The sequence below is a fragment of the Brasilonema sp. UFV-L1 genome, from assembly GCF_012912105.1.
Classification (GTDB): domain Bacteria; phylum Cyanobacteriota; class Cyanobacteriia; order Cyanobacteriales; family Nostocaceae; genus Brasilonema.
Genome location: NZ_QMEA01000024.1, coordinates 21,231 through 35,743, shown reverse-complemented (window position 1 = coordinate 35,743; position 14,513 = coordinate 21,231). Strand labels below are relative to the sequence as shown.

Below are 14,513 nucleotides of genomic sequence, written 5' to 3'. Positions count from 1 at the left end.
ATTCAAAATCGCTCAGTCTACAATCTCAACACAAAAATCGTTCGTTTTGTACTAAAGGTAAGGAAAATCAACATGGATCCATTAGTTTCTGCTGCTTCAGTTCTAGCTGCTGCCCTAGCAATCGGTTTAGCTGCAATTGGTCCTGGTATTGGTCAAGGTAATGCTGCAGGACAAGCAGTAGAAGGTATTGCTCGTCAACCAGAAGCAGAAGGTAAAATTCGCGGTACTCTGCTGTTAACCTTGGCTTTCATGGAATCCCTTACCATTTACGGTCTGGTGATTGCCCTAGTACTGCTGTTTGCTAACCCATTTTCCTAAGACCTAAAACTTTTGCTTAATCTGGAGACGTGAGCGTTCACGTCTCTATAAATGAGTCAATCAGTCAACAGTAAACAGTTATCAGCCAATGAAGTAACAAAAAAATACAACTCAGCAAATTGATTTGTGACAATGACATTGATAACTGATAACTGATAACTGAATAACTGACAATGGCTATGGGGTCTTGATGATGATCAAAGGTAGGATAGGTAGGATAATTTTGCTTGCCATGAAAACTGCTGTTCCAGCAACAAAGGAGAGAAATGTTTGATTTCGATGCAACCTTGCCCTTGATGGCAGTGCAGTTCCTGCTGTTGGCAGCTTTGTTGAATGTTATTTTCTATAAGCCACTGACCAAGGCACTAGACGATCGCGATAACTATATCCGAACGAATAACCTTGAAGCTCGTGAACGCTTGGCTAAAGCTGAGCGATTAACTAAAGAATATGAGCAACAACTAGCAGATGCTCGCAAACAATCACAAGCGATTGTCACAGCAGCTCAAGCAGATGCTCAGAAAATAACCGCTCAGAAAATCGCGGAAGCACAAAAAGAAGCTCAAGCTCAACGAGAACAAGCGGCTGTTGAAATAGAACAACAAAAGCAGGAAGCTTTACGTTCCTTAGAGCAACAGGTAGATGCTCTCAGCAGGCAGATACTAGAAAAACTATTGGGACCTGTTTTGGCTAAATAAATTCACCAATAAGTCCTCCACTATACCAAAGGTTAGTAGTGGAAGAAATTGGTGAGAAATCGCTCACAAGAATTCAATAAGCAACACGCAGCGGGGCGCTAGTGCCGCAGCGGTGAAACAAGTGTCAAAAGTGGCACTTTTTTCCCTTAGGGAAACTTCAACCTACTAAGTAAGGGAGCAGCGCAGTTGTAGATGGGTATCATTGGAAGTTGTTTATTACTAGCCACAGAGGCGATAGCAGAAGGTCATTCAGAAGGTGGTTTCGGTCTGAACATAGACATTTTAGGAACCAATCTGATAAACCTGGCGATTCTCATTGGCATACTATTCTACTTTGGGCGGAAAGTTCTTAGCAATATCCTCAGCGAACGACGCTCAAATATTGAAACGACAATCAAAGAAGCAGAAGCACAGGCAAAGGAGGCAGCTGTTGCCCTGTCTAAGGCACAGGAACAGTTAACCCAAGCTCAAGCAGAAGCGCAACGCATCCGCAAAGCAGCAGAAGAAAACGCACAGGCAACTCGTGAAGCGATATTAGCACGAGCAGCAGAAGATGTGGAACGTTTGAAAGAAACAGCTGCTAAGGATTTAGACACACAAAGAGACAAGGCGATCGCCGAACTGCAACAATATTTAGTGTCTAAGGCATTGCAAAAAGTCGAGTCAGAACTCCAGACAGGCATTGCCGATGATGCTCAACAGCAATTGATTGATCGCAGCATAGCGCTACTGGGAGGTTAGGGATGAAAAGTAATATCGCAATGGCGGAAATATCCCAGCCTTACGCACAGGCTTTGATGTCAGTCGCACAATCTAAAAACTTGAGCGATCAATTCGGCGAAGATGTGCGCTCTTTACTGAACTTGCTGAGTGAAAGCGAACAACTGCGAAATTTTCTTGACAACCCATTTGTGGGGCTAGAAGATAAAAAAGCAGTCATCAACCGTATCCTCGGTGACGGCGCTAACGCATACTTCCGCAATTTTTTATTGCTGCTGGTAGATAGACGGCGCATCTCATTGCTGGAACCAGTTTTGCAGCAATATTTAACGCTGTTGCGGCAACTCAAACAAATTGCTCTGGCAGAAGTGATTTCAGCTGTTCCCCTCAGCGAAGCTCAGCAACAAGCAGTCAAAGATAAAGTCATCGCACTGACTAAAGCTCGTGAAGTTGAATTAGATACAAAAATCGACAGCGAGCTCATTGGTGGTGTGATTATTAAAGTAGGTTCTCAAGTCATTGATGCCAGCTTACGGGGTCAACTGCGCCGTATCTCTTTGCGTCTCAGTGGCGCTTAAATCAGTGAACAGTACACAGTACACAGTGATAACTGATACTGCGCTTCCTTGATAACTGATAACTGATAACTGATTAACTGCTGAGTGTAAAATCGTTCCGTCTCACAATATAGAGAAGATAGACAAATGGCAATTAGCATCAGACCAGACGAAATCAGCAACATTATTCAACAACAAATAGAACAATACGACCAACAAGTCAAAGTAGCTAACGTTGGAACCGTTCTGCAAGTAGGTGACGGTATTGCTCGTATCTATGGTCTAGACAAGGCTATGGCTGGCGAGCTACTAGAGTTTGAAGATGGTACAATTGGTATCGCTCAGAACTTGGAAGAAGACAACGTGGGCGCAGTGCTCATGGGCGAAGGTCGTGATATTCAAGAAGGAAGCTCCGTAACCGCCACTGGTAGAATTGCTCAGGTACCCGTGGGAGATGCTTTGATTGGACGAGTTGTTGATGCATTAGGTCGTCCGATTGATGGTAAAGGAGAAATCAAAACCACAGAAACCCGTTTGATTGAATCTCCAGCACCTGGTATTGTAGCACGTCGTTCCGTACACGAACCACTGCAAACTGGTATTACAGCTATCGACGCGATGATTCCTGTTGGTCGTGGACAACGGGAATTGATTATTGGTGACCGTCAAACAGGAAAAACGGCGATCGCCATCGATACAATCATCAACCAAAAAGAAGAAGACGTGGTCTGCGTCTACGTAGCAGTTGGTCAAAAAGCTTCCACAGTAGCAAACGTAGTGCAGACATTACAAGACAAAGGTGCTTTGGACTACACAGTTGTCGTAGCTGCAAATGCCAGTGACCCAGCTACCCTGCAATTCTTGGCTCCTTACACAGGTGCTTCGATTGCTGAGTACTTTATGTATAAAGGTAAGGCAACTCTGGTTATCTACGATGACCTCTCCAAACAAGCCGCAGCTTATCGTCAAATGTCCTTGCTCCTGCGTCGTCCACCCGGACGGGAAGCTTATCCTGGAGACGTGTTCTACATCCACTCACGTCTGTTGGAACGTGCAGCTAAACTGAGTGATGAATTGGGTAAAGGTAGCATGACAGCTCTGCCAATCATTGAAACTCAAGCGGGTGACGTATCTGCTTACATCCCCACCAACGTGATTTCCATTACAGACGGTCAGATCTTCCTGTCTTCCGACTTGTTCAACTCTGGTATCCGTCCCGCCATCAACCCCGGTATTTCCGTGTCACGGGTAGGTTCTGCAGCTCAAACCAAGGCAATGAAGAAAGTTGCTGGTAAATTGAAGCTGGAATTAGCACAGTTTGACGAATTGCAAGCTTTCGCACAATTTGCTTCTGACCTAGATAAAGCCACTCAAGACCAGCTCGCACGAGGTCAGCGCTTGCGGGAACTTTTGAAACAGCCACAAAACGCGCCTCTATCAGTCTATGAGCAAGTGGCTCTTCTGTACGCTGGTATTAACGGGTACTTAGATGACGTACCAGTCAGCAAAATCACTGAATTTACAAAAGGACTGCGCGATTACTTGAAAACCAGCAAACCTCAGTACGTTCAAGGAATTCAATCCAAGAAAGCACTGGGTGAAGAAGAAGAAGCACTCTTGAAAGAAGGAATTAACGAATACAAGAAGACCTTCTTGGCAACAGTATAGAACAGGAGTCAGGAATCAGGAGCGGAGCAAGGAAAGCGCAGCCTCCGGTCAGGAGTCAGCACAAAGATGTTAGTTATGTGTTGACTTCAGAATTCTGAATAAAAAAACCTTCCTGGCAATTGTACTAAGACAGGAGTTAGGAGTTGAAAGTCAGAATATAGCTTCCTCCTGACTCCTGGAGCGCTCCGCGCTCCGCAGCGGAGCCGGAGCCGCTCCGCCTCCGGTCCATTGTGAGTTCTAAATTCTTGTAAAAGATTATGCCAAATCTCAAAGCAATACGCGATCGCATTCAATCAGTCAAAAATACAAAAAAAATTACAGAAGCCATGCGGCTGGTGGCTGCAGCGCGGGTGCGTCGCGCCCAAGAACAGGTGCTGTCCACTCGTCCCTTCGCCGATCGTTTGGCGCAAGTTCTGTATGGTTTACAAAACCGTCTACGTTTTGAAGAAGCAAACTTACCACTGCTGAAAAAACGAGAAGTCAAATCAGTAGGGTTGTTGGTGATTTCAGGCGATCGCGGTTTGTGTGGCGGCTACAACAACAACGTTATCAAACGTGCCGAAAATCGCACCAAAGAACTCAAAGCAGAAGGTGTAGACTACAAATTTGTCATCGTAGGACGCAAAGCAACCCAGTACTTCCAACGTCGCGAACAGCCAATAGACGCTACCTACACTGGTTTAGAGCAAATTCCGACAGCAGCTGAAGCCAACAAGATTGCTGACGAACTACTTTCTTTGTTCTTGTCAGAAAGCGTAGACCGAATTGAGCTTGTCTATACCAAATTCGTCTCCTTGGTGAGTTCTCGTCCTGTCGTGCAAACTTTGCTTCCTCTTGATCCTCAAGGTTTGGAAGCACAGGATGACGAAATCTTCCGCTTAACAACTCGTGGTGGAGAATTTGAAGTCACACGAGAGAAAGTCACCACCCAAACCCGTACTTTCTCCCGTGACATGATTTTTGAGCAAGATCCAGTACAGATTCTTGATTCTTTGCTACCTCTGTATCTGAGTAATCAGCTTTTGCGGGCATTGCAAGAATCAGCAGCCAGCGAACTAGCAGCGCGGATGACAGCAATGAGTAATGCTAGCGACAACGCTAAAGAACTGATTAATACCCTCACTTTGTCTTACAACAAAGCCCGGCAAGCTGCAATTACCCAACAAATCCTAGAAGTTGTCGGCGGTGCTGAAGCACTAGGTTAGGAAATTGCTCGTAGCAAATAAAAATAGCTAATTGCTAGTTGTTTTGATAGCAATTAGCTATTTTTAGTTTTTTGGGTTTGTTCAAAAAGACACCTTGTGTTTATGTGCAGCACTGGCATGAACCAGAAGACCCTATCCAAAATCTCAAATCTAAACTCCTGGGTAGCACATTTGAAAATAACGTACTATAATCGTAGTATAAGTGAATCACATGGGTCCGTCACGGTTTCGACAGGTTGGCGAAAGCTACTCTGTGAAACAGGTCGAGAGTGAGTCGTCTCTCGAAAATCAAAGACTCAAAAAAAAAGTAAATGCGAACAACATCGTTCCTTTTGCTCGTAAGCAAGCTGTAGTAGCTGCCTAATAACCTCTTACAGGTTCGAGCGTCTCTAGTTTGACTCCGTTAAGGGCTAGAGACCAACCCCCAACGGATGCTCTAGCAAGTATCTCTGGTTTGCTTGCTAGCTAAGACTTAACCAGAGCATCCTACCGTTCGGGATAATGAACGTTCCCCGCCTTGAGGGTTAGATAGGCTAAACCTGTGAACGAGCGGGGGGTCAATACCCAGTCTGGACAGCAGTTCGACTCTGCTCGGATCCACTTACACAATATCTGCAAATCCGCCTGACTTTTATAGGATGGCGGATTTTGCGTTTTTTTGACCAAAGAAGAAGTCAGGTGTTGTGAGTTTTGTGCGATAGAGTACAGGCAGTTTCCGCATCGCCAAACTGAAATGCTGATTTTTTATACAAACTTTTATGAAATGTTTCCGGAAATTCTCTTTTTCTACAAAAAAGCATGTAATGACAATAACTCATATCATGTCCGGTAGCTTACCCATAATTAAGCCACCACCTGAGGCCACCAGTGGAAGTTTGTCAAACCTCGAACTAAATCTTGTTGTTGGAGCAATTGTTTACAACGATGAAATAAAACTTCCTCTAATTCATCTAGATTCTCAAATGTTCGGTTAGCAAGAGGTTCGTTTGTCACTGGCCATTCGTCTCTCCGCTGGTTGAAGTTCTGGAGAATGAGATGGCATCTTAATCAGATGAATACCCTGTGGGACATCAAGTTTTTCAGTGGTATGCCATTTAGATGACTTAGCTCTTGATTGTCTGCGTCAACAAGTGGTTTTAGTTCCTCAAGACGCTCACTTTTGGAGTCGTTCCATTATTGAAAACTTTCGTCTAGGAGCACCTCAATTAACTTTTGAGCAGATTGTGCGAGCTTGCCAAATTGCAGAAGCCGATGATTTTATTAATAAACTACCTGACAAATATCAAACGATTTTAGGTGAATTTGGCGCAAATATTTCTGGTGGACAACGTCAACGACTCGCAATAGCACGAGCGATATCTACAGATCCAGCAATCCTCATTTTAGATGAATCTACCTCTGGACTCGACCCAGGGAGTGAAAGCCTTGTGCTGGATAAACTGTTTAAACACCGTCGCGGGAAAACCACGATTTTGATTACCCATCGTCCCAAAATCATTAATCGGGTTGATTGGGTTGTGTTATTAGATCAGGGCAAATTGAAACTTCAAGGTCCTCTGGAAGATTTACGTTCTAAACCTGGAGACTATATGGACTTTTTCATGCCTTAAGTAATAGCTCATAGAAGAGATTTAGAAACGTAAAAAATCAGAAATCAGAAGTCAGAAGTCAGGAGTCAGAAATCAGAAGAAATTCTGAATTTTGAATTCTGACCTTTTTTGAATTTGTTAGCGCAGCGTGCGGTAGGCAGTGTTTGCGCAGTGCCTCCTCCGGGGCTAGAACACCGATTCAGTATTCATAATTGTGACTAAAAAACCCGGTTTCTTCTAGTTTAACCAAGGAAAATTTGGTCTTATCGGTAACAGAAACCGGGTTTTTGGGATTAGTGAATTTGTGTTCTAGCGAGTGACTTATTTTCTGAATATTGTACAATTATGTGAGGAAATAATCTTGTTAATATCTAATTCTTTATCTTGAGTTTTGAGGATATAGAAATACTAGAAAATTAATGCTTAAACTTGAGAAAGTCAGTAAACGACTGACAAGCTATGCTAACTAGATTCAGCAATGATGACCAGAGGCAGATTGTAGGCGTGGCTTTGCCCCTGAATTATTTTTTAAAAACTCAAGTAGCAATGAAAAATTAGCAATTAGCAATTATGCAGACCCAAAATCAAAAACTTCTTCCTTCACTTCAAATCCCCTCAATTCACAGTGATGGGTTTCTCCCTCCTGTTAGTCCTTGGACATCCTTAGCTGGAGTGTTTCTTGTTGGGACTGTCGGTGCTGTGTTTAGTCTCGCCTCATCTGTCAAATACAATGTCACAGTGAAAGCAAATGCTAATGTGCGTCCCGCAGGAGACCTCCGGTTAGTGCAACCAGAAATAGAAGGAACTGTGAAACAAATTTTTGTCAAAGAAAATCAAGTTGTCAAGCAGGGAGATGCGATCGCTCTTTTAAATGATGATCAACTACAAATTAAAAAGAGCCAAATCAAAGGCAATATTGATCAAAACAAGTTACAACTTATTCAAATGTATGCTCAAATCAAGAGTTTAGATGTTCAGATTATTGCAGAAAAAAGAGTCATAGAGCAGGTAGTTTCCTCAGCAAAAACGGAATTAGCACGTAGTCAACGGGAATATCAAGAACGACAAATTACAACAACAAGTGACTCACTCACAGCCATTGCAAATTTGCAAAAAGCAGAAGTGGAGTTGCAAAAAGCCAAGGTAGATTTAGACTTTGCTATTGTAGATCGCGATCGCTATGAGCAGTTGTCACGATCTGGAGCAATAGGGCGGCGTGAATTTGAACAGAAAAAACTCGCTGTTGAACAGACAAAATTACTTCTACAAGGTCAACAAAAAGCCATTGATACCGCCAAAGCCAAAGTGAAATCAGCTCAAGCCGCTCTTAATCCCAGCGATGCAACGGTATCAATGGCAAAAAAACGCGTTGAACAAGAAATTGCGAGAGGTGAAGCAACCATAGCAACTTTGCTCAAAGAAAAAGAAGCTCTCATTCAGCGACGAGCAGAAATAGAAAACCAAATCAACCAATCTCGAAAAGATATTCAACAACTGGATACTCAACTCAAAAGTAGCATCATTTGTGCCACCAGTGACGGCACTATTCTGAAGCTAAATGTGTATAATCCTGGTCAAGTTGTGCGTACTAGCGAAGCCATTGCTCAAATTGTTCCTCTGAATGCTCCTCTTGTTATCAAAGCCGCGATTCCTCCTGCTGAAATTAAAAAAGTTGCTGTTGCTCAAAGCGTACAATTGCGATTAGATTCTTGTCCCTATCCTGATTACGGAACTCTCAAAGGTACTGTTAGCAGTATTTCTCCAGACGCTATTACATCTGGGAGCAATTCAGGTACTTTAACAACTAGTTCTTCAACTGTTGGTGCTAGCTATTTTGAAGTCACAGTCAAACCAGAAACACTCACATTCGGACGTGGCGAATACAAATGCCATCTTCAAGCTGGAATGGCTGCTACAGCTGATATTATTTCTAAAGAAGAGACAGCACTACAATATCTGTTGAGAAAAGCAAGATTAACAACCGATTTGTGAACGGGAGCATCCCAAATATTTGAATTTATATAAACTGACCAAACGCAATGATATTATTGCGTTTAGTCACTGTAGCTATTAACTGTTAGCTGTTTGCAGATCCTCAGCCTTCAGCAGTTATATTTTTTCTTGAAGTAAGCGCCCTAAAGTCATTGCTTTACGTTTAGCCCTGGTAACAAAACCAACGACGCCACAACCGAACAGTAAAGCGAGACTACTAGAAGGTTCAGGTGCTGTCACTCTAACCTGATTTCTCTTAACTTCTACTAGAGCAATTTTTGCTGTGTTGTCAAAAGAGCGTCGCACAGAACCTTGAATCGAAGCTGTCGCAGATTCTTGATTTCCTCCAAAATTAGAGGTAGTTAATGGATTATTTAAAGCAACATTGTCGCTTTTTTCGTATGTGATAAAATCGCCATCGCCTAGAGTGTTTAAATTTCCTATAACCCTGAGGTTGTCTAACACAATGTTATTTGTGGTGTCGATGATTGCGAAGAATATATCTCCAAATGCTTTTGCATTTTCTGCTGGTGGATTGTCTATTGATGTTTCCAGGTTCAACTTTCCTTTGAAGTCAAAGGACAAAGATTCACCTGCGTTTACAACGAATTCACCGATAACAGCAGCTTGACTTTCTGCTAATCCTAAGTAATCTTTGTTTTCGCCTAAGGCTCCGCTGAAAGATAAATTGGATGCTTGTGGTGTAGGACGAGTTCTAAAAGTTGCTATTGCTTGAGCCAGAGTATCTACTGTACCACCATTACCAATGGCAATCGTGTTGGTATCAGTCCCAGTTCCAATTGTCAAAGGTGTTTGATTAATGTTACTAAATTCAAATTCTCCTTCAGATAAAGCCAAGGTAGCAGCTTGACTAGGTGCGCTTCCTAAGACAGAACTGGCAATTAATGGTGTAATAAACAGCACGCAGTGCTGTATGAAACCTAAGTGTTGCTTCATACAATTTTTCACCTATTGATGATTTGGTTATGAGGTTAGCTAAATCACCCTGTAAAAATACGTAAACAGCATCAATCTGCTTTGAATATTCAAAGCATGAACTCAGAGGTATTTGCAGTTATTCCTTTGAAAAGTAAATAATAAAACCTACTTAAACAAGAATATCCGTGATAACTGCTAAAAAATTAGGATGGTAGATCTCTGATTTCTCATCATGTATCTAAGTAAAAAGACTAACAAATAAACCTAAGTATTTGGTAACGTTTTTTGTAAAGTGATGATAAATTTTTGCTTCTTAAAATTTCATCAAAGATTTGTGTCGAGATGCAAAGCACCAGACACAAGGCGCTGCGCCCCTAAATTTATTTTGGTGGTTCTTAATGCAATACGGTTCGGTTAAGGGTAGTTAGCGTGCTTAAAAACCCGGTTTCGCAAAAGTTACCGGGTTTGCGGTCCGGGTGCTTATCTGAACCATGCTGGTTCTTAATGCCGTACCTTATGAATTTTGATAGCGCAGCGTGGCACGTTCGCGCAGCGTGTCCAGAGGACATAGTGCCATACTTTGAATTAAGCGTATGCGCTTTGCGCACGCCCAGAGGGCTAACGCGCGGTGTGCCCGCAGGGCTTAGGGGTTTTTTAGTTATTGTTGAGAATGCTGCAAGCTATCAGCGACTATACTTACGCTGCTGCTATTAAGCCATTATGCCTGAGCAAAGGTTCAGTACTGGGTTCACGACCCCGGAATGACTTAAACACTTCCATTGGATGCTTACTACCACCAAGAGCCAGCACCGTATCACGATAACGTTTCCCTGTCGCTTTTATAGCCTGCTCGTTATCTAAACCTGCTTCTTCAAAAGCAGAAAAAGCGTCAGCACTCAGTACTTCAGCCCATTTATAACTGTAGTAACCTGCTGCATATCCACCAGAAAATATATGTCCGAAAGCACACAAAAAGGAATCTTCTGGTAGTGGTGGCAAAACAGTTGTGGTTTTGGCAAGGCGATCGCGCACATCTTTTGGAGTCTCCCCGCTATCTTGGCGATAGCGGTGATGCAGTTCTATATCAAGGCTGCTAAAGTGAATTTGTCGCAACGTCGCACTACCACTCATGTAATTCTTTGCTGCTAATAACTTTTGGTAGTAATGTTCCGGTAGAGGTTCACCAGTTTCGTAATGCTTCGCCATACCGAACAAAGTTGGTCTGTCATAGCACCAGTTTTCCATGAACTGGCTGGGCAATTCTATTGCATCCCACTCAACGTTATTGATGCCTGCGGCTGCAGCATAGTCCACCTTAGTGAGCATATGATGCAGGCCATGACCAAACTCATGGAACAAAGTCTCTACTTCATAGAAAGTCATGAGGCTAGGCTGCTCACCGATTGGGGGAGTTTGGTTGCATACTAAATACGCAACAGGTAAGCGAGTTGTTGTCACTTCATTGTCCGTGACTTTGCTACGGTTAATACAGATGTCCATCCAAGCACCACCACGCTTTTCTTCTGGACGGCTGTATGGATCAAGATAAAAGTAAGCAATTGGATGACCTGTTTCGTTAGCAATTTGGAAGTAACGCACATCTTCATGCCAAACTGGGGCTTGTTGCTTATCAGCTGGTGTGACAGTGACGCCAAACAGCCGCTGCACTAACCCAAATAAGCCATCAAGCACTTGAGGAAGTGGGAAATACGGGCGTAATTCTTCAGCAGTAAAAGCAAATTTTTCTTCTCGTTGACGTTCTGCCCAAAAACTGATGTCCCAATGCTGCAAATCGTTTGCTTCTGGTGCTTTTTTGGATGCTGCAAAGACTTTGAGTTCTTCCAACTCCTTGACAGCAGCATCATAACTGGCACGACGCATTTGTTCTAACAAAGATTCTACCGCTTGGACACTAGGAGCCATTTTACTAGCTAAGCTCAATTCAGCATATGTTTTAAAGCCGAGTAATTCTGCTAGTTCTTGACGCAACTCCAAAATGCGTTCAATTAACGGGTTGTTATCCAACTCACCCGAAGAAGCACGGCTGATAAAAGCTCTGTACATTTTTTCTCGCAAATCCCGTCGCGTGCTATGCTGCATGAAAGGAGCGTAACTGGGCACGTCTAAAGTGATGCGCCAAGGACCATTTTCTGGAGTCGCGTTTTCTTCTCCCGCAGCGCGTGCTGCTTGTGCTGCTAAATTCAGCAAACTCGCAGGTAAACCGTCGATTTCTTCTGGAGTTGTTAATGTCATGCTAAACGCGTTGGTTGCATCCAGCAGATGGTTGGAAAACTTGGTAGACAGTTCTGCCAACTCCATCTGAATAGCATTAAAACGTTCCTTTGCTTTGCCCTGTAAGCCAACACCAGAAAGTTCTGCATCTCGGATAGCTGCTTCTACAATGCGCTGTTGAGCCTCCTCAAGTGTTGTCCAAGTATCACTGGCACGGAGTGCCTTAAAAGCATTATAAATTGGTTGGCTTTGACTGAGTTTAGTGGAAAATTGCACCACCTGCGGCTGTACAGTTTCGTATGCTTGGCGAAGTTCGGAACTATTTTTCACACCCATCAAATGGTTGACAACTCCCCAACTCCAACTCAGGCGTTCTGTCAGCTTTTCCAAAGGTTCTACTAAACGACTCCAAGTCGGTTCTAGATCAGCTTCTAAAGTAGCCAGTTCTTGATCGAGTTCTGCCAAGAGTTGGTTAAATGCTGGTACGACATGTTCTGCTTTTATCTCTCCAAAGGGAGGCAAACCAGAAGCTTTTAGTAACGGGTTATCTGAAATAATCGCATTTTTACTCATAATTTCGTGTAAGTAGTGGGTCAATACGCAGTAAAAAGGAGTTTTTCTTTATTTATCATCCTAGTTTAGCTATCCCTCTCTCTATTGCAGGTTTTTCGTAAGTAAAGGTGCTAACAACCGTACTCATGAAAACATACTGAGTGCTAAGTAGAAAAAATTCATTCAGCACTCAGCACTTTTAAAGAGTTCTACAGGAAGTTTCCTAGCATACTCGATAGCTAAGATAAAAGCCAAGGTAAAATTGATGGCGATCGCACGAAGTGCCCGCCGAAGCGCGATCACCCTTGCTTACCCTAAACTGCCTTTAATAATGTCAGCGATCTACAACAATGAAAACACTGTTTTGTGTTCTAATAACACCTGTAGTTGTGTTGTTAACTTCAACATACGCATTAGCAGCTATTCAAACAAAAGTCATTGAGTATAAACAGGGAAACACAGTTTTAGAAGGTTATCTGGCTTATGATGACGCTATCCAAGGTAAGCGTCCTGGTGTTTTAGTGGTTCATGAATGGAATGGATTACAAGATTATGTCAAAAAACGTACTCAACAATTAGCTGAACTTGGGTATGTCGCTTTTGCAGCTGATATCTATGGCAAAGGTATTAGACCAAAAAATCCAAAAGAATCAGCAACACAAGCGTCAATTTATCGCAAGGATAGACAGTTGATGAGGGCGCGTGCTAACGCTGGGCTGGAAGTCTTACAAAAAAATGAGCTAACTGATGCTAAACGCATTGCTGCCATTGGATACTGTTTTGGTGGTGGTACAGTACTGGAACTTGCCCGCAGTGGTGCCAATATTGCAGGTGTCGTCAGTTTTCATGGTAATCTTGATACTCCAAACCCCAATGATGCCAAAAATATCAAAGCAAAGATATTAGTATTGCATGGTGCAAATGATCCGTTGGTTCCTCAAGAACAAGTCAAAGCTTTTGAAAAAGAAATGCGACAGGCAAATGTAGACTGGCAATTAATCCCTTACCCTGGTGCAGTCCATGCCTTTACTAATCCAGAAGTTGGCAATGATCCTTCTAAGGGAGTTGCTTATAATGCTCAAGCAGATAAACAATCTTGGGAAGCCATGAAGCAGTTTTTTGCCAAAATTTTTAAAAAATGAAAGAGTCACCTACTCAGGAGGCTTTCCCGACAGAGGTGTCTGGCGTTCAGGAGCGAAACTTCTAAATTCTGACTGAAGTTTCAGAATAGGCAGGGGCAACGCTCCTGTATTCTTTTCAATTGTGAGCTTTTAATCACAGAACAATTCTCGAAGAAACACTTGTATATTTATTGACTAATTGAAATAACAGAAAAGATTTTGGAAAATTTTCTGTAAAATTATATAATTAAAGAATAAAATAAAAGTGCTGTCATTAATAATAACTAACAATATTTTTTGATTTCCTTTTGAGGCTCAGGATTGATTGACTTCAACGATGTTGTAAATATCACTTCTTAGTTATTAGGAACAATAGCAATACCATGAAAGCTAAATTATTTACAAATATGCTGGCTGTTGGTGCGATCGCATCAGCCAGCGTTGCTATTATGAGTCACTCTAGTTATGCTCAAACAACAACACAATACTTTTGTGGTATGAATAAAGACGGCATACCAACAACATACGCCCGTAATGCCGCTGGAAGAAAAATTCCAGTCATCAGTTGGCAAAGAAATTGGAGCAGCAAATTTTCCCCCAGAGCACGATGTGAAGCTGTCTCTGCTAGATTTCAAAGTGCCTCTGTTGAGGGTGTACTCAATTATCTCACAACTGGAACAGTTAATGGTCAAAAAGTTTTGTGCGCTGCAAGTCGATACGGTGGGACTTGCAGCCACTTGCTGTTGACACTCAGAGCAGATGATGATGCTAGCCAAGTTATTGAAAATCTCAGACAAATGGGTTACACAGCTAGCGGTCCGATTGTTCAATCTGAGGATGATTCTCCTCAAGTTTATGTTGATATGAATCAGTTGTTAAGAGAAGAGTCTGCTGACGTCCAGTAAGGTATGCTGGTTTAAGG

The 14,513-nt window shown here is 42.6% G+C and carries 12 protein-coding genes, 1 other RNA gene and 1 pseudogene; 11 read left to right on the top strand and 3 right to left on the bottom strand.

The annotated features are described in order from the left end of the window. The first annotated feature begins 72 nt into the window (after positions 1 to 72). The 7 genes from atpE (at position 73) to ssrA (ending at position 5,769) form a co-directional block, all read left to right on the top strand. Positions 73 to 318: an ATP synthase F0 subunit C gene (gene atpE, locus DP117_RS10340; RefSeq protein ID WP_008233924.1), complete on the top strand. Its 246-nt coding sequence runs from the start codon at positions 73 to 75 to the stop codon at positions 316 to 318. A gap of 266 nt (positions 319 to 584) precedes the next feature. Then, a complete protein-coding gene (locus DP117_RS10335) occupies positions 585 to 1,016 on the top strand; it encodes a F0F1 ATP synthase subunit B' (RefSeq protein WP_169218225.1) in 432 nt (143 codons plus the stop codon). 192 nt (positions 1,017 to 1,208) lie between these two features. Next, on the top strand, positions 1,209 to 1,757 hold the full coding sequence (locus tag DP117_RS10330) for a F0F1 ATP synthase subunit B (protein WP_169218224.1): 549 nt from the start codon (positions 1,209 to 1,211) through the stop codon (positions 1,755 to 1,757). A 2-nt stretch (positions 1,758 to 1,759) separates the two neighbouring features. Then, entirely contained in the window at positions 1,760 to 2,314 is a 555-nt protein-coding gene (atpH, locus tag DP117_RS10325; RefSeq protein WP_169218223.1) for an ATP synthase F1 subunit delta, read from the top strand. Between the two features lie 126 nt (positions 2,315 to 2,440). Next, positions 2,441 to 3,961, top strand: a complete 1,521-nt coding sequence (gene atpA / locus DP117_RS10320; RefSeq protein WP_169218222.1) for a F0F1 ATP synthase subunit alpha — start codon at positions 2,441 to 2,443, stop codon at positions 3,959 to 3,961. 257 nt (positions 3,962 to 4,218) lie between these two features. Continuing rightward, positions 4,219 to 5,166 carry a F0F1 ATP synthase subunit gamma gene (locus tag DP117_RS10315; RefSeq protein ID WP_169218221.1) on the top strand — a complete coding sequence of 316 codons (948 nt, stop codon included), beginning with the start codon at positions 4,219 to 4,221 and terminating at the stop codon, positions 5,164 to 5,166. Between the two features lie 213 nt (positions 5,167 to 5,379). Then, positions 5,380 to 5,769, top strand: a transfer-messenger RNA (tmRNA) gene (gene ssrA / locus DP117_RS10310). Positions 5,770 to 6,009: 240 nt separating this feature from the next. On the opposite strand, the gene DP117_RS10305 is transcribed toward ssrA, so the two are convergent. Continuing rightward, a complete protein-coding gene (locus tag DP117_RS10305) occupies positions 6,010 to 6,159 on the bottom strand; it encodes a hypothetical protein (RefSeq protein ID WP_169218220.1) in 150 nt (49 codons plus the stop codon). Positions 6,160 to 6,257: 98 nt separating this feature from the next. On the opposite strand from DP117_RS10305, the pseudogene DP117_RS10300 reads away from it, so the two are divergent. Together DP117_RS10300 and DP117_RS10295 are read left to right on the top strand one after the other, a co-directional pair. Continuing rightward, positions 6,258 to 6,776: pseudogene (locus tag DP117_RS10300) on the top strand (ATP-binding cassette domain-containing protein); the annotation flags it as partial. 546 nt (positions 6,777 to 7,322) lie between these two features. Beyond that, complete coding sequence (locus DP117_RS10295) at positions 7,323 to 8,747, top strand: HlyD family efflux transporter periplasmic adaptor subunit (protein ID WP_169218241.1); 1,425 nt, start codon at positions 7,323 to 7,325, stop codon at positions 8,745 to 8,747. Positions 8,748 to 8,864: 117 nt separating this feature from the next. Here DP117_RS10295 and DP117_RS10290 read toward each other — a convergent pair whose 3' ends face one another. Both DP117_RS10290 and DP117_RS10285 read right to left on the bottom strand, forming a co-directional pair. Then, positions 8,865 to 9,704: a PEP-CTERM sorting domain-containing protein gene (locus tag DP117_RS10290; RefSeq protein ID WP_169218219.1), complete on the bottom strand. Its 840-nt coding sequence runs from the start codon at positions 9,702 to 9,704 to the stop codon at positions 8,865 to 8,867. A 678-nt stretch (positions 9,705 to 10,382) separates the two neighbouring features. Beyond that, complete coding sequence (locus tag DP117_RS10285; protein ID WP_169218218.1) at positions 10,383 to 12,491, bottom strand: M3 family metallopeptidase; 2,109 nt, start codon at positions 12,489 to 12,491, stop codon at positions 10,383 to 10,385. A 329-nt stretch (positions 12,492 to 12,820) separates the two neighbouring features. Here DP117_RS10285 and DP117_RS10280 point away from each other — a divergent pair, with 329 nt between their 5' ends. Then, positions 12,821 to 13,612: a dienelactone hydrolase family protein gene (locus DP117_RS10280; RefSeq protein ID WP_169218217.1), complete on the top strand. Its 792-nt coding sequence runs from the start codon at positions 12,821 to 12,823 to the stop codon at positions 13,610 to 13,612. A 362-nt stretch (positions 13,613 to 13,974) separates the two neighbouring features. Then, positions 13,975 to 14,496 carry a COP23 domain-containing protein gene (locus tag DP117_RS10275; RefSeq protein WP_169218216.1) on the top strand — a complete coding sequence of 174 codons (522 nt, stop codon included), beginning with the start codon at positions 13,975 to 13,977 and terminating at the stop codon, positions 14,494 to 14,496. Positions 14,497 to 14,513: the final 17 nt, after the last annotated feature.